This is a genomic window from Nocardia sp. NPDC004604, assembly GCF_040609795.1.
In the GTDB taxonomy this organism is placed as follows: Bacteria; Actinomycetota; Actinomycetes; order Mycobacteriales; family Mycobacteriaceae; genus Nocardia.
On the sequence record NZ_JBEXLC010000133.1, the window covers coordinates 1 to 24,547 of the forward strand.

A 24,547-nucleotide genomic window follows, 5' to 3' on the forward strand; every position below is an offset into this window, starting at 1 on the left:
TAAGCATATTTATCTTCAATTGCTTTTAAAGTGTCATTAAATTTATCTGTAGCTTGATTTTCATTGTTTTGACTTGCTCTATTTAATTCACTATACAGCGACGACGAACACGCGGTATCGACCGTGACCGCAGGACCCTCCAAACCGAAAAGGTAAGCGACACGGCCGGATATCACGCTCTGCGCGGTCCCGGTCAGGCGGAAGCCCTCGTACTCGCCGGTCACGCCACGGGAGTAACCGGATGAGCTCGCGCCGACGAACACCCCGGTATCGGTTCCGCGCAGCGAGACCGGGTCGATACCGGCATCCTCGAGGGCCTCCCAGGACACCTCCAGCATCAACCGCTGCTGTGGATCCATCGCGGCCGCCTCACGCGGCCCGATGCCGAAGAATCCCGCGTCGAAGGCGCCCGGTTCGGCCAGGAATCCTCCTTCTCGGGTGTAGACGGTGCCCGGCTTGCTCGGATCCGGATCGAACAGCCGCTCCAGATCCCAGCCGCGGTCGGAGGGGAAGGGGGTGATCACATCCCGTTCCGCCGCGACAAGCTCCCACAGGTCGTCGAGCGATCCGACGCCACCCGGGAAGCGGCAGCCGATGCCGACGATCGCGATCGGCTCGTCGGAGCGGGTGCGGCGGGTGACCCGCCGCGCGTGGAGGTCGACGCCTTCGAGCCGCGAGCGGACGAGCCGGGCCACCGCGGTCGGTGTCGGATAGTCGAAGATCAGCGTCATCGGCAGCTCGACGCCGGTGGCACGAACCAGTTGATGGCGCAGTTGCTGGCCGCTCAGCGAATCGAATCCGATGGCGGTGAACGGCAGGTCCGGATGTACGGCCTCGGACGAATCATGGCCGAGCACCGCCGCGGCCTGTTCGGCCACGACCGCGAAAACCAGTGCGTCTCGTTGATATTCGGGCGCGGCGAGCAGCCGCGGCGCCAGTGGGCCCGACACGATCGCGTGCCGCCTGCGTGCCGGAGAAGCGCCGCGCAGCGGCGCATCCGCGACGGCGGACGCCGGCGGTTCGACCGACGTCAGCACCAGTCGCTCGATGGTCAGGACCGGCGCGCCGTCCTCGGCCACCGCCGTGACCCGGACGCTGTCCGCGTCCACCTGGTCGACGCGGACCCGTACCGCTTCGGCACCCGCGCGATGCAGTCGAATATCGTTGAAAGACAACGGCATGCGGAGTGCGACCACATCGCTGAGCTGGTCGGCGGCGGTGTGCAGCATCGCGTCCAGCAGTGCCGGGTGAACGCCGTAACGGGCGCCACGATCACGAACGGACTCGTCGAGCGATACCTCGGCGAACACGTCATGGCCACGCCGCCAAGCGGCCGTCACCCCTTGGAACGCAACACCGTAATCCGAGCCACGCTCGGCCAGCCGGTCGTAGAGTTCATCGACGGCCACGGATTCGGTTGCCGCCGGCGGCCATTCGGCATCCACCGCAGGATGCGCCGGATCCGGTTGCGGGGCAAGCACACCTGTCGCGAACTGCCGCCATTCTCGGCCGCCTTCGGAGACCGCGCCGTCCGACGGACGATCGGTAGGAAACACCGGGCTGTCGGGGCGGGCATAGATCGTGAAGCTCCGCCGTCCTCGATCGTCGGGGGCCGCCACCCGCACCTGAACATGCCACGCCGCGACCGGCGATGTCAGCGGCGTGGCGAGGCGCAGTTCTGGTACCGCACCGGCGCCGACACGCGCGCCGACGCTCACTGCGACGTCGAGCCAAACGCTCGCGGGCACCGCCGGTGTCCCGAAGACGACGTGGTCGGCGAGCCAGGGGTGGGTGTCGAGCGCGAGGCGGCCGGTGAACAGCCAATCGTCACCGTCGGCCATCGGGACCGCGGCGCCGATCACCGGGTGGTCGGCGGTGATCAGTCCGGCCCGGCTCACATCGCCCGGTCCCATACCTGTCCCGGCCATCGGCGTCCAGCACTGCCTGCGCTGGAACGCGTATGTCGGGAGCTCGACCCGAGAAGCCTTCGGAGCCAACAGCTCCGATGCCACCTCGATGCCCACGCAGTGGGCGCGGGCCAGTGCGGCCGCGAACTGTGCCGGACCGCCATTGCCACGCCGCAGGGTCCCGATGGCGACCACCTGATCGGCCATGCCGATCGAATCAGCGGTCAAATCGACCGCAGTGGCGACCACCGGATGCGGGCTCGTCTCGACGAAGGCGTTCATCTCCGAGCGCAGCAGCGCCTCGATGGCCTCGGCGAACCGCACCGGTTCCCGCAGTCCTCGATACCAGTACCCGGCATCCAGCCCGGCTGTGTCCTCGAATCGCGCGGTCACCGTCGAAAAGAACGGAATGGAACCGGTTTTCGGCTCGATCGGCGCCAATTCGGCCAGTACTCGATCCCGAATGCGCTCGACCGCCGCCGAATGCGACGCGTAATCGACCGGAATCCGCTTGGCCCACAGCCCGTCGGCCGCACACGCGGCGAGAAAATCGTCCAACGCGGCCGACTCGCCCGATACGACCGTCTGTCCCGGTGCATTCACCGCCGCAATCGACAATCGATCGCCGAACTCGGCCAAGCGGTGCGTGACGGCTTCCGCGGTGGCACCGACCGACGCCATGCCGCCCGATCCCGCCAGCGCGTCGGCAACCGCCCGCGACCGTACCGCGACGACCCGCGCGCCGTCGGCCAGCGACAGTCCGCCCGCCACCACCGCCGCCGCGATCTCGCCCTGCGAATGACCCACCACCGCAGCGGGTTCCACGCCGGCCGCACGCCACATCCGTGCCAGCGACACCAGCATCGCGAACAGCACCGGCTGCACCACGTCGACGCGATCCAGCGACGCGGCTCCCGGCGTCCCGCGCAACACCTCGGTCAACGACCAGTCCACCCACGGCGCGAGCGCCGCCGCACAGTCCGCGATGGACTCCGCGAACACCCCATCCGCGGACAACAACTCCGCGCCCATCCCCACCCATTGACTCCCCTGCCCAGGAAAGACGAAGACGACCCGGCGGGATGCGCAACGAGCGGTCACCGCGTAGGGCTCGGCCTCGGCCGATGCCGGGGTCGGATCGATCAGCGCCGACAAGCCGCCGGCCAACGTTGTTACGTCGTGCCCGACCACAGCGCCCCGCCACTCCAACGGTGTGCGAGCAGTGGCCAGCGAGTACGCCACCTCCGCGGCACCGGCTTCGGGATGGACGCTCAACCACTCCCGCAACCGAGAAGCCTGGTCGCGCAGTGCCTCCGGGCTTCGGCCGGACAACAGCCACGCCATGGGAATCGAGCCGTCCACGTCCGCATCGGCGGCCACGACGGGCGCTTCTTCCAGAATCACGTGCGCGTTCGTTCCACCCATGCCGAACGACGACACGGCGGCGCGGCGCACTGACGCATCGGCGGCGCTCGCATCGGCTGAAGCCGCGCCCTCGCTCAGTGCGGTATTCGACGCACTGCCCGGTTCGGGCGCGACAGGCCAGTCCTGCGCGACGGTCTGTACCCGCAGGCCCAACGCGTCCAGCGGAATACGCGGATTCGCTCGGCGAAAGTTCAGGCTGGGCACCAACTCTCGATGCCACAGCGACAGCGCGGTCTTGATGAGCCCGGCGATACCCGCCGCAGCTTCGAGATGCCCGATATTGGTCTTCACCGAACCGACCGCGAGCGACTCACCCGCGCGCCGGCCGCCACCATAGGTCTCGCCGAGCGCGGCCGCCTCCACCGGATCACCGGCGGGCGTACCGGTGCCGTGCAACTCGACGTAGCTCACCGTCGCCGGCTCCACCGCCGCCGCCGCGAGCGCGGCCCGGATCACCGCCGTCTGCGCCGCGACGCTCGGCGCGCTCAACACTTGGCGCGCATTGCCGTTGTTGACCGCACTGCCGCGGATCACCGCGTAGATCCGGTCCCCGTCGGCGATGGCCCGCGCCAGTGTTTTGAGCACGACGATGCCACCGCCCTCACCGCGCACCGTGCCATCGGCAGTCTCGTCAAAGGTATGACACTTACCCGACGGTGAATGCGCGCCGAACTGTTCGTAGCGCTCACCGCTCAATGGCGAGAGGATGAGATTCAGTCCACCCGCGAGCGCCACCTCGCACGCACCGATGCGCAGCGATTCGCACGCCAGATGCACAGCGACCAGCGATGACGACTGCCCGCTGTCGACCACCAGGCTCGGACCGGTGAAGCCGTAGTAATTGGAGATGCGATTGGCGGCGACACCTCGCCCCACGGCCCATAGCGAATGCCTGCCGATACCCGCTTTCCCCTGTGCGGCAAGCATTTCGGCGAAATCGGTGCCCGCGCTGCCCAGGAAGACACCCGCCCGCGCACCAGCACGGTCGCGATAAGCCGCGTCCTCCAACGCCTCCCAGCTCAACTCGAGCCCGAGCAACTGCTGCGGATCGATCGAACGTGCCTCATTGGGCGGCACACCGAAGAAGTCGGCGTCGAATTCCGTTGCGGTAGGCAGGAAACCGGCCGTCTCCTCGATACCGGGCCGGTCCGCCGGAGCGGAGCCGACGGCGTCACGGCCGTCGCGCAGCAACCGCCAGAACTGCTCGATATCGGCAGCGCCCGGCATCCGGCACGCCATTCCGACAATGGCGATCTCTTGGGAAGGTTCGAACATTGGATTCCTCTATCTCGCCGTATTCGATGCCAGGGATGGCGATTTGGCACTCGTTCGCGCGGCGAGCCAGCGCCGTATCTCGACCGCCGCCGCGACCGAGGCCGCGCCGATGATCGAGAAATGATCCGCGTCGATCTCGACCGTCTCGCAGGTATGCAGCCACGCGGCCACCGGTTCGGCGAGATCCAACCCTGGCAATGGGGTCGCGGCCCGCAGATCGAACGTCGGCGCGGCGATCGGCAACGGTTGCCGTTCGTCGAATATCTGCGCGTATTTCGCCATCGCGATCAGGCCGTGATCGCTGATCTCGGTGATCTCGCTATCGAGCTCGAGCACCGCGCCGATCGCGCTGACAAGCACCTCGCGACTCTGCTCTGGATCGGCGGGCGAATAGGTGTCGAGCAATATCACCGCCGCGGCCGGGCGGCCGTCGTTTTCCAGCCGATGCGCCAGCGCGTGCGCGATCGCACCACCCGCCGAATAGCCGACGAGCACGATCGGCCGGGCAGCACCGATGTCCGCGACGGTCGTGGCCAGGCTGTCCAGCAACGCGTCCCAGGACGCGGGCAGCAACTCCCCGGGCCGGGTACCCGGCAGACGCAGCGCCGCGACGGTGTGGTCGGCGCCCAATTCGCGCGCCAGTCCGCCGAATTGGTGCGGGCCGGTGCCGACCACGAACGACGGGACACAGATGATCGCCGGGCCGGATGTGCCCCTGCTCAGCGGTATCGGCGTCGGCCGGACGGGCAATTCGGCAGCGGTCGCGAAGGTTTCGACGAGCATGGCGCTCTCGCGCAACATCGGCAACGCCGCACCGACCCGCCCGCGCCGGTGCGCGGCCAGTACCAGATCGGTGAGCCCGCCGCGCGTGCCGGGCGTTCGGGACGCCGGAGCCGCAGGGCGAACCGTCGTGGCGGACGCCTCGATGGCGGTGTCCAGGATTTCGGTCATCCGGGAATCGAGATACTCGGCCAGTCCGCGCGCGGTGGGGTGATCGAAGACGAGGGTGGACGGCAACGGCAACCCGGTGGCCTTGGTCAGCCGGTTGCGGAACTCTACGCCCGCAAGCGAATCGAAGCCCAGCTCGGTGAACGGAGCCGTCGGATCGATCATGTCCCCTGACCCGTGTCCGAGACTCGCGGCGACGTGCTCCCGGACGACGGCGAGCACCACGTCGACACGTTCGGATTCCGGGGTCGCGGCCAGCCGCTGTGCCAGCGACTCCCCGCTTTCGGCGCGGCGTGGCGCCGCGGTGACGAGCGAGCTGAGCGTTCTGGGCAGCGCGCCCGAGGCCGCCTGTGCAGCGAGGGCAGGCAGGTCGAATCGCACACCGACGATCGCCGGGACACCGGCGGCCATGCCCGCGTCGAGCAACGCCATGCCGTACCGGTCGTCGACCGGAACGAGGCCCTCTCGGCGCATTCTGGCGAAGTCGGCGGCCGAGAGGGTGCTGGTCATACCGTCGGCGCCGCGCCACGGTCCCCACGCGATGGACGTGGCGGGCAGGCCGTCGCGGTGCCGCCGCCGGGCCAGCGCGTCGAGGAACGCGTTCGCCGCCGCATAGTTGGCCTGGCCCGGGCTGCCGATCGTTCCTGCGAACGAGGAGTAGAGCACGAACATCGACAGATCCAGATCCTTGGTCGCCTCGTGCAGATGCCAGGCCGCGTCGACCTTGGGTCGCAGCACCGTCGCCAGCCGCTGCGGGGTCAGATCGGCGAGCAGACCGTCGGCCAGCACGCCCGCCGCGTGGACGACGCCGGTCAACGGATGTTCCGGCGCGATGGTCGACAACAGTTCGTCCAGCGCCGCCCGGTCGGCGACATCGCAGGCGACCACGTCCACCCGTGCGCCGAGCACAGTCAATTCGGCCACCAGGTCGGCGGCGCCCGGCGCGGCCGGACCGCGCCTACCCGCCAGCACAAGCCTGCGCACACCGCATTCGGCGATCAGGTGCCGAGCGGCCACGGCGGCCAATCCACCGGTGCCGCCGGTGATCAACACCGTGCCGTCGGACCGAGGCGTCGAGACGATCGCAGCCGCTGTGTCGGTGCTGCCGCGACTCAATCGCGGCACATACGAAATGCCCGCACGCAGCGCCACTTGCGATTCGTCGGTGTCGGCCAGCACCGCGGCGACGCCGATGCGGTAATCCACCCAGCGGTCCACGTCCACGATCGCGATGCGCCCCGGGTTCTCGTGCTGCCCGCTGCGCAGCAGACCCCATACGGCTGCGGCGGCGAGATCCACCGGCTCGTCGGCATGCACGGCGACCGCGCCATGGGTGACCACGACAATCCGCTCGTACCGCATCAGCAGGGCGCCGACGCGCGACGTTACCTCGGCGAGCCGACCGTGCACGGATTCGGGCAGGTCGACATCCGCGATCGCTTCCGACAGCCGGATCACGGCAACCGAACTTCCCGCGACGGCGACCGTTTCGCCGTCGTCGGTAAATGCCCATAGCTCGTCGGCACCGGCCGGTGCGGCGGGTACCGTGACCCATCGCAGCTGGTACCCGCCGCGACCCGCCGCGACGGCGCCTGCCGCGTCCAGCGCGGCGATCGGAATCGGGCGCATGGTCAATGCCGCGACCTCGAGCACCGGCCCACCATGGGAATCGCTGAGCGTCACCGCGATTCGCTGATTCTCCGACTCACTCGAATCCGGATCGGCCGCGCGCAGCCGGACCCGGACCGACCCGGCGCCGACGGCACGCAGATCCACGTTCTCCCACGAATAGGGCACGACGATTTCGCCATCGGCGCCCTCCGCGGTCAATCCGGTGAAGCGAATCGCGTGCAATGCCGCGTCCAGCAGCGCGGGATGCACTCCGAACCCGCCGGCCGACGACTGCTCCGGCAGGTTCACCTCGGCGAAAACCTCACCGTCGCCGCGCCACAGCGCGGTGAGTCCTTGGAACAACGGTCCGTGCCCGTAGCCGCGCTCGACCAGATCGGGATAGAAGTCGCCGATATCCACCGGCTGTGCTCCGGCTGGCGGCCAGTTCGCCAGCACCGAATCGGATGGAGCCGAAACCGGTTGAGCGACCAGGGATCCGGTCGCATGACTAACCCATTCGGCCGATTCCGGCGCGCCATTTCGTTGTGGACGCGAGTACACCGACACAACCCGCGCGCCGGTGGGATCCGGCCCGGTTGCCATGACCCGCAATTCGACCGCACCGTTCGGCGGCACCATCAGCGGTGCCGTGACGATGAGTTCGGCCAAGCGCGGGCTGCCCACCATGGCACCGACGTGCAATGCCAGTTCGACGAATCCGGTGCCCGGCAGCAGCACCGTGCCACCGATCACGTGATCGGCCAGCCAGGGGTGGCTGGACAACGACAGCCGTCCGCTCAGCACCACCCCTTCGGAGTCCGGCAGCCATACCGCCGCACTCAACAGCGGATGCGCCACGGCGTCCAGACCGGAGCTGCGGACATCCCCGGTGTCGGCGGCAGCGGCCAGCCAATAGCGTTGATGTTGGAACGCATAGGTGGGCAAGGTGATTCGTCGCGTCGCACGCCCGCCGAACAGCGACCGCCAGTCGACATCCGTCCCCGCGGTGTGCACCTGAGCCAGGAAGGTCACCAGCCGGACCACTTCATCGGCTCCGCGACGACTGGCCGCGCACACCAGCCAGCCGGCCGAAGTATCGGCATCGTCGTCCAGACACTGACGGGTCATGGCCGTCAGCACAGCGTCGGGGCCGATCTCGAGGAAGCGCCGTACGCCGCTGTCGGCGAGCAACCGGATCCCGGGGGCGAACCGGACCGCGGCGCGTACCTGCTCGACCCAGTAGCTGGGGTCGGTGAATGCCTCGCCCATCGCGCCGGTCACATTCGACACGATCGTCAGAAACGGCTGCCGGTAGGTCACTTCCTTGGCGACGGAACGGAATTCGGCCAGCATGGGTTCCATCAGTGCCGAATGGAACGCGTGACTCACACGCAATCGTGTCGTTGTGCGACCGGCGCTGGAGAACACCCGCTCGACGTCATCGACGGCGTCGGCGGCACCGGAGACCACCACCGCGTCGGGGCCGTTGATCGCCGCGAGCGACACCCGATCGCCGTAGTCCGCGAGTACCCGTGCCGCCTCCGCTTCGGACACCGCGACCGCGAGCATCGCGCCGCCCTGGGGTAACGCACCCATCAATCGACCACGCGCCGCCACCAACGCGCACGCATCCCGCAGCGACCACACCCCGGCCACATACGCCGCAACCAACTCGCCGATCGAATGCCCGATCAGCACATCCGGTGTCACACCGAACGATTCCACCAACCGGAACAACGCCACCTCGAACGCGAACAACGCGGGCTGCGTCCACTCCGTCCGATCCAGCACGCCTTCCGGATCAGCGAACATCACCTCCCGCAACGATCCGCCCACGAGAGGGTCGAACTCGGCGCACACTTCGTCCAAGGCGGAGGCGAATACCGGGAACGCCTGATACAGCTCCGACCCCATACCGATCCGTTGTGCCCCCTGACCGGTGAACACGAATGCCGTCCGACCCCCGACAGGTCTACCGGATCCGACTGACGCCGACGCCGAACCGGACGAGAGGTCCGCCAATCCGGAGAGCAGTTGCTCGCGGTCCCGGCCGACGGCGACGCCGCGCCATTCCAACTGCGCACGCGTATTGATCAACGACTGCGCCACGCTCAGCGCGTCGGCATGCGGGTGGTCGAGCAGCCACGTCCGCAGCCGGTCCGCCTGGGCCCGCAGACCGGCCTCGGATCTCGCCGAAACCAGCCATGCCGCCACCTCGGCGGCCGGGGATACCGGCTCGCCGGACGACACGCCCTCGTGCCGGGTGAGCGCGGGCGCTTCCTCGACGATCACGTGCGCATTGGTGCCGCTGATACCGAAGGACGAGACGCCCGCACGCCGCACCCGCTCCCCCGCGCGCCACGGCTCCGCCTCGGCCAGCAGCCGCACCGCGCCCGCGGACCAGTCCACATGCGGCGAGGGCGTACCCAAATGCAAAGTCTTCGGCAATATCTCGTGCCGCAACGCCTGCACGATCTTGATCACGCCACCGACACCCGATGCGGCGACCGCGTGCCCGATATTCGATTTCAGCGAGCCGATCCGCAGCGGCTCGGCTCGATCCTGGCCGTACGCCGCGATCAACGCCTGTGCCTCGATCGGATCGCCCAGCGGCGTACCGGTCCCGTGCGCTTCCACGGCATCGATATCGGCGGGCGCCAACCCGGCCGCCGCCAGGGCCGCCGCGATCACCCGCTCCTGTGACGGACCGTTCGGCGCGGTCAGACCGTTCGAGGCGCCGTCCTGATTCACCGCGGAACCCCGGATCACGGCAAGAACGTTGTGGCCCGCTTGCCGTGCGTCGGAAAGACGCTCGACGACCAGGACACCCACACCCTCGGACCAACCGACCCCGTCGGCGTCGGCGGAGAACGACTTGCATCGCCCATCGGGGGAAAGACCACGCTGACGTGCGAAGTCGACGTAGAGTTCCGGACTGCCCGAGATGGTGACGCCGACGGCCAGAGCCATCGACGTTTCGCCATTGCGCAGGGCCTGACAGGCCAGGTGCAGCGCCACCAGTGACGATGAGCACGCCGTATCGACCGTCATGGCCGGTCCCTGCAGACCGAACACGTAGGCGATCCGGCCGGAAATCACGCTGTCCGAGTTGCCGGTCATCCGGAAACCCTCGTGTTCACCGACCACCCGCTCGACGTAGCCGGACGGGGTGGCGCCGACGAACACTCCGGTGTCGCCGCCGTGCAATGCCACCGGGTCGATCCCCGCGTCTTCCAACGCCTCCCAGGCGGCCTCCAGGGAGAGCCGCTGCTGTGGGTCCATGGCCGTGGCCTCACGCGGGCTGATGCCGAAGAAGCCGGCATCGAAAGCGCTTACGTCGGTGAGGAATCCGCCTTCGCGGACATAGGTGGTGCCCGGCTTGTCCGGGTCCGGGTCGAACAGGCGCTCGAGATCCCAGCCACGGTCGGATGGGAAGGGCGTGATCGCGTCCGTGCCCGAGGCCACCAGTTCCCACAGCTGATCCGGCGATGCGACACCACCGGGGTAGCGGCAGCTCATCCCGACGATGGCGATCGGCTCGTCCGTCCGCGCTCGGCGGGCGCTGCGCTTCGGTCGGCGTTCGGTACTGGCCGCATCATCCAATTTGGATACGATGAACGTCGCAACGGCATGCGCGGAGGGGTAATCGAAGACCAGGGTGGATGGCAGTGCCAAACCCGTGGCCTTGGCGAGTCGGTTGCGGAACTCCACCCCGGCCAGTGAGTCGAAGCCGAGCTCGGTGAACGGAAGCGCCACATCGATCGCGGCATCGGAGGCGTGACCGAGCACGGCCGCCGCCTGTTCCCGGACTATCGCCAGGGCCACCTCGTCACGTTCGGCAGCCGACGCCGAGGCCAGCCTGCCCACCGGCGTACCGGTCTGTCCGCGGGCGGACCCGGACGCGGAGACCAAGGGACTCAAGATCTTCGGCAGTGCACCGGCCTCGGCCTGCTCCGCCAATCCGGTCGTATCGAACTGTGCGCCGACTACCACGCCGGAGTCGACGACGAGCGCCGCGTCGAACATCGCGAGGCCCTCGGTATCGGCGATGGCGCGAAAACCCAACCGCCGCAACCGCGCCAGTCCGGCCGCACCGAGTTCGCCGGTCATACCGCTGCCCGCGTGCCACGGCCCCCAGGCCACCGCCACACCGGGCAGGCCCCGCTGACGTCGGAGCCGGACGATCGCGTCCGCGAAGGCGTTCGCCGCCGCGTAGTTGCCCTGCCCAGGCGAACCCGCGACTCCTGCGACCGAGGAGAACACCACGAACGCGGACAACTCCGCGGCGCGCGTCAGGTCGTGCAGCAGCCACGTCCCGTCCACCTTCGGAGCGAACACGCGATCCACCTGCTCGCCGGTCAATGTCTCGATGGTTCCGTCGTCCACGACGCCCGCCGAATGGACGACGCCGGAGAGCGGGAACTCCGCGGGGATCGCGGCCAGCACCGCCTCGAGGGCGGCGCGATCGGAGATATCGCAGGCCGCCACGTCCACCTCGGCACCCAGCGCGGAGATCTCCGCGACCAGTTCCGCCACCCCCTCGGCATCGCGACCTCGCCGCGAGACCAGCAGCAGCCGACGCACGCCGTGTTCGGCGACCAGGTGCCGCGCCACGAGCGCGCCCAACCCGCTGGTACCACCGGTCACCAGGACCGTCCCCGCGCCGAACGACATCGCTGCCGCATCCGATGCGGGCTCGCGCCGCAACCGCGGCATCGACAAGCGACCGGATCGCACCGCCACCTGGGGTTCACCCGTCGCCAGCACGGCCGACACCACCTCGGCGTCGATCTCGCCATCGCGGTCGAGCAGCACCATTCGGCCGGGATGTTCGGCCTGGGCGCTGCGCACCAATCCGGCCACGGCCGCGGCCACCGGATCGGATGACTCGTCCGGCAGGCCAATGGCGTTGCGCGTCACCACAATCAGCCTGGTCTCGGCGAGCCGCGCGTCCGACAGCCACGAGCGCAACAGCTCGATGGCCGCCTTCACCGATCGGCGACCCACCTGCGCGGCATCCGCGCCGCCGAATTCGGCGGCGTCGACCAGCCAGACAGCCGCGTCGGCAACAATATCGGCGGCGGCGAGTTCACCAACGCCCGCGACGTGATCGTCGATCCCCGCCACGATCTGGTCACCGAGTACCACCATCGACGACACCGGCGTCGACGACACCGGCGGCACGGACGCCCACTCCACGCCATAGAGCACGGGCAGTGCGCCACCGGCGCGCACGCGTGCCACGGTGCGGCGTTCGACCGGGTGCACCACAAGGGAATCCGCGCTCAGCACCGGTTCGCCCGTTATATCGACCACATCCAGACGAATCCGATAGCCGCCCGAACGCTCGGCGCGCACGCGAACCGGTCCTGAACCCGTCCGCGCCATCCGCACACCGGCGAACGACACCGGCAACGGCAACCTGCCCTCGGGAATGTCGTCCATCACGAAGTCGAGCGCGGGATGCAGGCACGCGTCGAACAACGCCGGGTGAATACCGAACCCGGCCACCTGCCCGGCCGCGGTCTCGTCCAGCGACACCTCCGCGAATACCTCGTCGCCGCGCCGCCACATCGCGCGCACTCCGAGGAATGCCGGACCGTATTCGAGACCGAGATCGGCGATCCGCCGGTACAGCTCCTGCTCGTCGAGCTGCTCGGAACCCGCTGGCGGCCAGTCGAATTCATCCCAGATCGGCGGTGTGTCCGCGGCGTCTGCGGCGGCGAGTACGCCACGGGCATGCGGCACCCACGCGTCGACCGCATCGGTGCGCTCGGTCCGGGAGAAGATCGTGAAATGCCTGCGCCCGTCCGGCTCGGCCGCGCCGACCGCGATCTGGAGATCGACCGGGTCCGCACCGAGCGCCAGCGGAATATCCAGGGAGATCTCCTCGACGAGTCCGACGCCGAGCCGGACCCCGATGGTGGATGCCAATTCCAGATACGTCGTCGCCGGGACCACCGCGGTCCCGAAGACCTGGTGATCGGCGACCCACTGGTGCGCCGCGTCGGACAGCTTTCCGGTGAAGAGCCATTCGTCCTTGCCCGCCACCGGGACCGCATCCGTCAGAATCGGGTGGTCCGAATTGCCCGACACCACCGCGTGATTCGGTTGGAGCCAGTAACGCTGGTGCTGAAACGCATACGTCGGCAAGGACACTCGCGCCGGGTACCGGTCGGCGAACAGCGGCGACCAGTCGACGTCGATGCCCGCGTTGTCGGCGTGCGCGAGGAAGGTCAGCACCTGCGTCACCTCGTCGGCGCCGCGCCGGCCCGACGCGGCCACCAGCGACTTGGCTTCGATGTCGGCAGGCAGGCACTGACCGGTCATCGCCGTCAGCACGGCGTCGGGGCCCACTTCGAGGAATCGGCGAACACCCGCGTCCACCAGGGTATGTACGCCCTCGGCGAAACGGACCGTGTCGCGCACGTGGCCGACCCAGTAGATCGGTTCGGCATGCGCCTCGCCCGCGACGACGCCGAAGACATTGGACACGACCGGTAGCAGCGCGGTGCGGTAGGTGAGCCCGACGGTGACCGCTTCGAGGTCTGGCAGCATCGGGTCCATCAACGCGGAATGGAAGGCGTGGCTGACCTGCAACCGCGACATCTTGATCTGTGCCGCGGCGAATGTCGCCACCAATTCCGTGATGGCCGCCTCGGTGCCGGAGACCACGATCGAGGACGGCGCGTTCACCGCCGCGATCGATACCTTCTCGCCCAACGGCGCGATGGTCTCGGCCACCCGCTCTTCCGTGGTCGCCACGGCCAGCATCGCGCCGCCTTCGGGCAACGCACCCATCAACCGACCGCGCGCGACCACCAACGCGCACGCATCCTCGAGCGACCACACCCCCGCTACGTACGCCGCCACCAGCTCACCGATCGAATGCCCGATCAACACATCCGGACCGACACCGAACGACTCGATCAACCGGAACAGCGCCACCTCGAACGCGAACAACGCGGGCTGGGTGAACTCCGTGCGATGCAACAACTCACCATCACCGACACCGAACACAACCTCGCGCAACGAAACACCCGGCGACGACGCACCCAGCAACCGATCGAACTCAACACACAACTCATCGAACACCGCAGCGAAAACCGGGAACGCCGCATACAACCCCGCCCCCATACCCACCCGCTGCGCACCCTGCCCCGTGAACAAGAAGGCGACCTTCCCCCGCACCGGCGTGCCCTCGGCCACGTTCGACGAGGCCGAGCCAGCCGCCACCTCGGCCAACCCCGCCAGCATGGCGTTTCGATCGGCGGCGACGATCGTCGCCCGGTGCTCCAATCGGGCTCGAGTGGTCAACAGCGCATGGGCCACGTCCACCGGCTCCGCCTCCGGATGCGCGGAGATCCAGGCATGGAGTCGAGCCGCCTGGGCACGCAGTCCCGCTTCGGATTTCGCCGATACCAGCAGCGGCAGCTTGCCCGCCGCCACCAGCGGCGTACCCGACGGGACCGGCGCCACAGCGCGTTCCGGTGCTTCGGGTGCTTCTTCGACGATGATGTGCGCGTTGGTGCCGCTGATACCGAACGAGGACACCCCCGCGCGCCGCACCCGGTCCACCGAGGCAGGCCACGGCTGCGCCTCAGCCAGGATCCGCACCGACCCCGCGGACCAATCCACATGCGGCGAGGGCGCATCCACATGCAACGTCTTGGGCAACATCTCATGCCGCAACGCCTGCACGACCTTGATCACCCCACCCACACCCGCAGCCGCCTGCGAATGCCCGATATTCGACTTCAACGAACCGATCCGCAACGGCTCCGCACGGCCCTGCCCATACGCCGCGATCAACGCCTGCGCTTCAATCGGATCACCCAACGTCGTACCGGTGCCGTGCGCCTCGACCGCGTCCACATCCGCCGGACTCAAGCCCGCGGCCTGCAATGCGGCCGCGATCACGCGCTCCTGTGACGGACCGTTCGGGGCCGAGAGTCCATTCGACGCGCCGTCCTGGTTCACCGCTGAACCCCGGATCACGGCAAGCACGTTGTGTCCCAACCGCTTCGCATCCGAGAGCCGCTCCAACACCAGCACACCGACACCCTCGGCCCAGCCCACACCGTCGGCCGACGCCGAGAACGCCTTACACCGCCCATCCCGCGACAACCCACGCTGCCGGGAAAATTCCATGAACATGAACGGCGTCGCCATCAGTTGAACGCCGCTGGCGAAGGCGAGGGAGCTCTCGCCCTGACGCAGCGCCTGACACGCCAGATGGATCGCGACCAGCGACGACGAACATGCCGTATCCACCGTCACCGCAGGGCCTTCCAGACCCAACGTGTACGACACCCGGCCCGACACCACACTGCCCGCCGAACCAGTACCCACGTACCCCTCGGCCACCGGACCCGCCGCCTTGGCGATCTGCTCGTAGTCCTGATATGAGACGCCGACGAAGACGCCGGTATCACTGCCGCGCAGGGCGAACGGATCGATTCCCGCGTCCTCCAACGCTTCCCACGACGCCTCCAACAACAACCGCTGCTGCGGATCCATCGCCGACGCCTCACGCGGACCGATACCGAAGAACCCGGCATCGAAATCCCCGACACCGGAGATGAATCCGCCGTGGCGCAGGTAAGACGTGCCCGAATGGTCGGGATCGGGATGGAACAACCGGTCGAGATCCCACCCGCGATCGGTCGGGAATTCGCCGATCGCGTCGGCTCCGGATGCGACCACGTCCCATAGCTGTTCCGGTGATTCGATGCCCCCCGGGTAGCGACAGCTCATCCCCACGATCGCGATCGGCTCGTCGGTACGGATCCGGCGTGCGGGGCGTTTGGCAACGCGGTTCGCATCGACGTCCACGTCACCGACGCGCGATCGCACGAACGACGCCACGGCCGCGGCCGTGGGGTAATCGAATACCAGCGTCGAGGGCAACGCCACCCCGGTGGCCTTGGCGAGGCGGTTGCGAAACTCCACCCCCGCCAGCGAATCGAAGCCGATCTCGTTGAACGGCGCGGCGGGATCGATCGCCTCACCCGAGATATGCCCGAGTACTCCGGCGACCTGCTCGCGCACCACGTCGAGCACGATCGTCTCGCGTTCCTGCGCGGGGGCGGCGGCCAGCCGCAGCGCCAACGTGCCGCTCGCGTCCGCGGTGCGCCGCACGGGCACCGAGACGATCGAGTGCAACATCCGGGGCAGCGATCCGTCGCGGGCCTGCGCCGCCAATGTCTCGGTATCGAATTCGGCGCCGACCACCGTCGATGCGCTCGCCGCGAGCGCGCGATCGAACAGTGCCAAACCGTCCGCCGTCGCCAACGGACGCGCGCCCAGCTGACTCAACCGCGCCATCGCCGCGCTGCCGAGACCGATGGTCATCCCGCCGGCCTGGTTCCAGGAGCCCCACGCGATCGACACGGCGGGCAGCCCCGCGGCCCGCCGATCCGCTGCCAGCGCGTCCAGGAACGCGTTGGCCGCCGCGTAGTTGCCCTGGCCTGGCGAACCGATCACCCCGGCGATCGAGGAGAACAGCACGAACGCCGACAGATCCTGCTCGCTGGTCAGCTCGTGCAGGTGCCAGGCGGCGTCGGCCTTGGCGGTGAGTACTCGGTCCACCTGTTCGGCGGACAGGGTCTCGATGGTGCCGTCGTCGAGCACGCCGGCCGAATGGATCACCGCGCTCGGCGCGAATTCGCCGGACAACTCGGTCAGCAGCGCCGCCAAGGACGCACGGTCGCCGACATCACATGCCGCGACCCGCACCTGCGCACCGGCAGCGGTCAACTCCGACACTAAATCCATTGCGCCGTCGGCACGCTCACCGCGCCGCGACACCAAGACCAACCGCCGCACACCGTGTGTTTCGACGATATGGCGCGCCACCAGCGCGCCCAAACCACCGGTGCCACCGGTGATCAGCACCGCACCGGTACCGAATGCGTCCTCGACGGTTGCGGCCGAGCCGGACTGCCGCCGCAACCGCGGCGCCAGTAAACCGCCATCGCGGGCGGCGAGCTGCGGTTCATCCGAGCGCACGGCCGCGGCGATCAGATCAGCGGTCGGATCGACGTCGGCGCGCACATCGAGGAGCACGAACCGCTCCGGGTGCTCGAACTGCGCACTGCGCACCAGGCCCCGCACCGCCGCTGCGGCCGGATCCGGCGCCTCGCCCGATACGCCGACAGCACCGCGCGTGAGCACCACCAGCCGGGAATCGTGCAACCGTTCCTGCGCCTGCCAGCTCTGCAAGAACTCCAATGCCGCGCGCACCCACGCACGAGTGCGCGTTGCGGTATCGGCATCGGCGTCCCCGGCCGGTGACCATACGACGATCTCCGGAGTCTGATCGGCTTCGAGCAGTTCGGCGAGCCCGTCATACGAATGAGCCACGCCCGCAACGTGTTCGGTGCCGAGAACCGCCACCGACGTCGCCGCGATAGTTCCGGTCGACACCGGCACCCACTCGATGTCCGACAGCGACGCACGCCGGCCGGCCCCGCTGTTCAACGCCTTGGCATCGACGGGACGGGCGGTGAGCGATTCGAGGCTCAATACCGGCTCACCCGTTTCGTCGAACGCGGCGACCCGGATCCGACCGGCGCTCAACCGAGTCAGTCGAACCCGGACCGCCGTCGCACCGGCGCGGTACAACCGCACTCCGGCGAACGAGAACGGCAGCGGCAACCGCCCCGACGGCATGTCCTGCGCCAGCCCCGCGATGGCGGCGTGGAAGGCGGCATCGAGCAGTCCCGGGTGAATCCCGAACAACGCAGTGGAAGCTCCGTATTCGTCGCCGACGACGACCTCGGCGAGGAGGTCGTCACCGTCGCGCCAGACCGAGGTGACCCCCTGGAATGCGGGACCGTAGCCCAATCCCAGATCGGCCAGGTGGGCGTAGAGCCCGTCGTGCGGCTCCGGTTCCGCCCCGGCGGGCGGCCATTCGTCCGCCGAGCCGTGCCGTCCCGCCTCGACCCACGTGGGCACCGCAGACGCAGCGGGGGCCAGTACCCCGCTGGCGTGCGAAATCCATTCGGCCGCAGCGGCATCCGGTTCAGTGATGCCGCGCGAGTAGATCACGAACCGGCGTCGGCCCGCGTCATCGGCAGGTTCGACGGCGACCTGGATATCAACGGCGGTATCGCCCTCGAGCATCAGCGGTCCTTCGAGCAGCAGTTCCTCGACGAAACCGGCATCGAGCCGCGCACCCGCGCTCAGTGCGAGTTCGACGAATCCGGCGCCCGGTAGCAGCACCGAGCCGAAAACCGTGTGATCGGCGAGCCATGGCTGCGTCCGCAGCGACACGCTGGCGGTGAACAGCCATTCGTCCTTGCCCGCCAGAGGCACGACACCGGTCAAGATCGGATGGTCGGGCGCTCCCGCCGCCGACGAAGCACCGGCGAACGGCTCCAACCAGTACCGCTGACGCTGAAACGCATACGTGGGCAAGGACACTCGACTCAGCGAACGGCCCGCGAACAATGCACGCCAGTCGACGCGGATACCGGCGGTATGCGCTTGCGCCAACATCGTCAGGTACTGCATCACCTCGTCGACCGAGCGCCGAGACGCGGCGGCCACCAGCGCATCCGCCTCGACGTCCGGGTGCCGGGCCAGGCATTGACGTGTCAGCGACGCCAGCACCGCGTCCGGGCCGACCTCGACGAACCGCCGCACCCCGTCGGCGACGAGAGTGTCGACGCCGGGCGCGAATCGCACACATCCGCGCACCTGGGCGACCCAATATTCCGGATCGGTCACCTCGGCGCCCGCGGTGGCACCGGAGACGTTCGACACCATCGCGATTTCGGGTGTCCGATACGTCAACCCGGCGGTGACAGTGCGGAATTCGGCCAGCATGGCATCCATCCGTGCCGAATGGAACGCATGGCTCACCCGCAACCGCGAGGTCTTGACGCCGGCGCCGGACAACTCGAGCTCCGCCGCCTCGACGACGTCCAGATCGCCGGACAGCACGACCGAGGCCGGACCGTTCAGCGCCGCGACCGACAGGCGATCCCCATATGTCGCGACGAGTTCGGCGGCCCGCTCCTCGGTCACAGCTGCCGCGAGCATCGCGCCGCCTTCGGGCAACGCACCCATCAATCGACCGCGCGCGACCACCAACGCGCACGCATCCTCGAGCGACCACACCCCCGCTACGTACGCCGCCACCAGCTCACCGATCGAATGCCCGATCAACACATCCGGACCGACACCGAACGACTCGATCAACCGGAACAGCGCCACCTCGAACGCGAACAACGCGGGCTGGGTGAACTCCGTGCGATGCAACAACTCACCATCACCGACACCGAACACAACCTCGCGCAACGAAACACCCGGCGACGACGCACCCAGCAACCGATCGAACTCAACACACAACTCATCGAACACCGCAGCGAAAACCGGGAACGCCGCATACAACCCCGCCCCCATACCCACCCGCTGCGCACCCTGCCCCGTGAACAAGAAGGCGACCTTCCCCCGCACCGGCGTGCCCTCGGCCACGTTCGACGAGGCCGAGCCAGCCGCCACCTCGGCCAACCCCGCCAGCATGGCGTTTCGATCGGCGGCGACGATCGTCGCCCGGTGCTCCAATCGGGCTCGAGTGGTCAACAGCGCATGGGCCACGTCCACCGGCTCCGCCTCCGGATGCGCGGAGATCCAGGCATGGAGTCGAGCCGCCTGGGCACGCAGTCCCGCTTCGGATTTCGCCGATACCAGCAGCGGCAGCTTGCCCGCCGCCACCAGCGGCGTACCCGACGGGACCGGCGCCACAGCGCGTTCCGGTGCTTCGGGTGCTTCTTCGACGATGATGTGCGCGTTGGTGCCGCTGATACCGAACGAGGACACCCCCGCGCGCCGCACCCGGTCCACCGAGGCAGGCCACGGCTGCGCCTCAGCCAGGATCCGCACCGACCCCGCGGACCAATCCACATGCGGCGAGGGCGCATCCACATGCAACGTCTTGGGCAACATCTCATGCCGCAACGCCTGCACGACCTTGATCACCCCACCCACACCCGCAGCCGCCTGCGAATGCCCGATATTCGACTTCAACGAACCGATCCGCAACGGCTCCGCACGGCCCTGCCCATACGCCGCGATCAACGCCTGCGCTTCAATCGGATCACCCAACGTCGTACCGGTGCCGTGCGCCTCGACCGCGTCCACATCCGCCGGACTCAAGCCCGCGGCCTGCAATGCGGCCGCGATCACGCGCTCCTGTGACGGACCGTTCGGGGCCGAGAGTCCATTCGACGCGCCGTCCTGGTTCACCGCTGAACCCCGGATCACGGCAAGCACGTTGTGTCCCAACCGCTTCGCATCCGAGAGCCGCTCCAACACCAGCACACCGACACCCTCGGCCCAGCCCACACCGTCGGCCGACGCCGAAAACGCCTTACATCGCCCATCCCGCGACAACCCACGCTGCCGGGAGAACTCGATGAACAGGAACGGGGTCGACATCACCGTCACCCCACCCGCCAGCACCAGCGACGTTTCCCCGCGCCGCAGCGCCTGACAGGCCAGATGGATCGCGACCAGCGACGACGAGCACGCCGTATCCACTGTCACCGCAGGGCCTTCCAGACCCAACGTGTACGACACCCGGCCAGACACCACACTGCCCGCCGAACCAGTACCGGCGTAGCCCTCGGCCACCGGACCCGCCGCTCTGGCCGTGTGCTCGTAGTCCGCGTACATCACTCCGGCCATGACGCCGGTGTCGCTGCCCCGCAGTGTCGCCGGGTCGATTCCCGCGTGCTCCAACGCTTCCCACGACGCCTCCAGCAACAACCGCTGCTGCGGATCCATCGCCGACGCCTCACGCGGACCGATACCGAAGAACCCGGCATCGAAATCCCCTACACCGCGCAGGAAGCCGCCCTCGCGCGTGTAAACCTTCCCGAACCGGTCGGGGTCGGGATCGAACAGCCCTGCCACATCCCAACCCCGGTCCAGCGGAAACTCACCGACGGCATCCGCACCCGAGGCGACCAGATCCCACAGCTGTTCCGGCGATTCGATACCGCCCGGGTAGCGACAGCTCATGCCCACGATGGCAATCGGCTCGTCGATCTTCTCCCGCAGCTGCGTCAGATCGTCGCGCGTCGTCATGAGCTCGACAGTGACCTTTTTCAGGTACTCCAACATGCGATCGGATGAATCGCCAGTGCTTGTGTCCACGTGTCACATCCAGGTATTTCGGGGTTGACGAAGGAGCCCGGTGTCGCGAGCGGCGACACGGGCGCAGTGCGCTACCGTCAGGTTTCGGTCAGGGGTCGGTGCGGACGCGGCGACTCAACGAGTCGGCCAGCGAGAGCCAGTTCGCTGCGTAATGTCTCGCCAGCTCGGCCACCGCGGGCGCGCAGCGTGTCGGCAGACTTTCGGCCATCGATAGCCAGTCGACCGTGTCGGGTCCAGAGAACTCTCGTGTCGAGGATTCACTCCCGCAGACCGGACGGTGCCCGATACGCGAAGCCCTTCGGTGGCGAGCTCTGTTACTTCCGACAGTTCGTGCTGGACGACGGCTCGAAAGCGCGTCTCAGCAGGCACGCGGTGCTCGATGGCTACCGAAACGTAGTCCATGCGAACGCTTCCCGCTACCGCGGTGAAAGGTAAGCCCGCGACGACACCGTCGGTATCAGCACACTCGACACCCGCGACCAGCGGCATACATCCCCCGCCCCGACACTGAAATCAGTACTCACTCGACATCTCTTCTCGCTAGGCCGGCCCTCGAATTGCTTCGAGTAGCCGCCGAGCAACTCGCTCAGCCAGTAGCCTGCCAGCCTTGTCGGGTTCTCGCAACCGATGGGCGATCTTTTTGTTGACACTTCTTCTATCGGCTATATTCGGCGGGAAGACGGCCGTTGGGCAGACCGAAAGATCTGCCGTCGTCTACCCGGAAACAGCGTCGCGCCCACACCAGGCATCAGCATCGTGGATGCAAATCTGGTTGCACTGCCAATTGTCGTACTATGAATGCACGCCGAAGCATCACTCGTCACTGGGCAGAACAGCGATCCACTCTACGCGGCGTTGTTACCAGGCATTATCTGTCGAATCGGCATCCATCGCCCTCTTTCGACGCATTCTAAGCAGCCGTTTCCGGCGAACGGATGAACGTCCAGATCCAGTGCCTGCCGGGTCGAATATGATGTCGCGGTGGGAACGACCGCCACCGATGAACGCGATATTAACGCAAACATCACGATACTTTGGAATTGTAACCGTGAGATGATCAAACAGATCTGCGGTCATTCCAAAATGGCAATTCCATCTCGCTATCACAGCGAATCGATAGCATACCGTCATCACTATCCTTCGCATGGTTGCCGGAACGGTGCTCCGAGTACCTATTTCTGGCCCCGGCACGAATTTGATAGACTTTCGCGAACCAACTGGGGACATCGGGCGCGGGTGCACCGATGAGCTGTCGACCGTTTATTGTATTCGGCGGCCAAGGCGGGGTGATGGACGATTCCGCTGGGAGAGGGCCGGATCAGGCTCGAGACGGCGTCACGGAAGGGTCCGCGGCCTCTCATGGCGGGACGGTTTCGGACCAGTAGGCGGAGTTGTGATCATGCGGCCCCAAAGCTCTGGCGGGATTCAGTGTGCGTGTGGAGGTTTCGGCCCGTGGTGTATCGAGCTTCGACCGGTATACCGGAGGCTATGGCGTGGCATGTATCGAAACATCCGCCATACGAGACCGGAATATCCGCATAGCCGCCAAGGCTGCGCTCGACATGGTGTGCCGCGCGCTGCCGAACCCCACTCGGAATCGCCGACGCGCTGGCCACCGGCCCGCGCGACTCACCGGTTTGGCGGAATCCGCCGGCCCAGCCGACGTGTTCGCGCACTGGTGAGGCCGAGGAATCCGGCTGAACGCGGCTTTCTCATAGCCAGTACTTCCGGTGCGGGGCCGTCATCGCCACACCTCCACCGGCCCCGAATCCACTATGCCCTGGTGTGGAATCCGGCCGATTCATTCGCCGCGCGATACCGCGAGATCGCCGCCGACCTGGTGGCTGCGGATCCACCGCACACCCATCCGGTATTGCCTCATGGACAGCGGGTGCGTCAGCGGCGAACGGCACCCAGACCGATCCGTCGCCGCCAGGACCTCGTCACCGCGGTCTACGCCGTGTTCCCGGCGAGGCTTCGGCGCTGGCCGGTGGTGAGGCGATCGGTCCGTGCGACCACATAGTAGGCTCCGGCCTCGTTGCCGCGCACGGCGACTGGGTCCGCGAGGTCGGGGTGGCGCCCGGCGTCGTGCAGCGCCGAAGTCACCCGGTCGAGGGGCCAATCCAGCGCGGCGGCAAGCCGCTCCGGGGTGAGCGGCGTGCCCGCGTGCACGAGCGCGGCGATGACGGTGAGCGCGTGCTCGCCCGCCGCGGTATCCACGGGACCACCCGCGATATCGCGTCCGAGTCGGGCGAAGAACAGGCCCATATGCTCGAGTCGCACACCGACCGGCGTTGTCGCGCCGAAGATTTCGGCTCCGCGCTCGGCGGCCTGCGCCCACCGGTTGGTCGTGCGGGCGCTGTCGGACCATGCCTCGAACCACACGCCTTCGTCGACGACGTAGCGTTCGCGCCGCCCCTCCCGGGCACGGCGGATCACCCTGAGCCCGTCGAGGTAGGCGACGGCCTTGGAAATCGACGCGGGACTCACCCGCAACCGTTGGGCGAGTTCGGCCGCCGTTGCACCGCCCGAATCGGTGGTGAACAGCAACGCCAGCACGCGGGCCGCCATCCGCGGTAGGCCGGAATCGACCATCAATGCCGCGAACTGTTCAGCGAATTCACGCACTGTCTCGTCGTCACGCCCGAATGCAGCCTCCGAAAGTGGCTGCGGCGCAGTCGCTATGCGTCGGCGGGCTCGCCGTCGAGTGGCTCGCTGCGCAAGGTCGGCCCGGTAGTCGCTCGGTCCACCGTTGCGCGCGACTTCGCGGGTGACGGTCGACGTGGGTCTGCCCATCCGCCGGGCGATCTCGGCGTAATCGAGTCCGGCCGCGAGTCCGGAGGCGATATGCCTGCGGTCCTGCTCGGTCAGCCTGCCTCCGGGCATGGGTGTTTCGTTCCTTCCGGATCGAGGTCGGGTTCAGTGTGCGTTAACCCTCCCGGTCATTGCAACGAGTCATTGCGTTTCTCGGCATCGCTATTGCAATGATTCGCGAATGATCACAGGTGAAAGGGCATAAAGCCACTCGCGCACACTTGATGACCTGGGAAACGCGAAGTAGCTTTCGTGACGGCGCGCAGACGAAACGCTGCCGTGGTGCACGTACCGCAGGTGCAAAGGCTGCCTATCAGTTACTTGGAATCTGACTCTGGACACATCCGCCCACTGCTCTGACCACGAACTAGGGCAATGGGATTCGACAGCGGTGCAAGGGT

At 67.8% G+C, this 24,547-nt stretch carries 3 protein-coding genes; all 3 read right to left on the minus strand.

From position 1 onward, the window contains the following. The coding region (locus tag ABZW16_RS34090; RefSeq protein ID WP_354960229.1) for a beta-ketoacyl synthase N-terminal-like domain-containing protein at positions 1–4,607 on the minus strand (4,607 nt) is incomplete at its 3' end. Between the two features lie 9 nt (positions 4,608–4,616). Continuing rightward, positions 4,617–21,263 (minus strand): type I polyketide synthase, encoded by a 16,647-nt coding sequence (locus ABZW16_RS34095; protein ID WP_354960230.1) that lies wholly within the window; start codon positions 21,261–21,263, stop codon positions 4,617–4,619. A 2,022-nt stretch (positions 21,264–23,285) separates the two neighbouring features. Then, a complete protein-coding gene (locus tag ABZW16_RS34100) occupies positions 23,286–24,218 on the minus strand; it encodes a helix-turn-helix domain-containing protein (protein WP_354960231.1) in 933 nt (310 codons plus the stop codon). Positions 24,219–24,547: the final 329 nt, after the last annotated feature.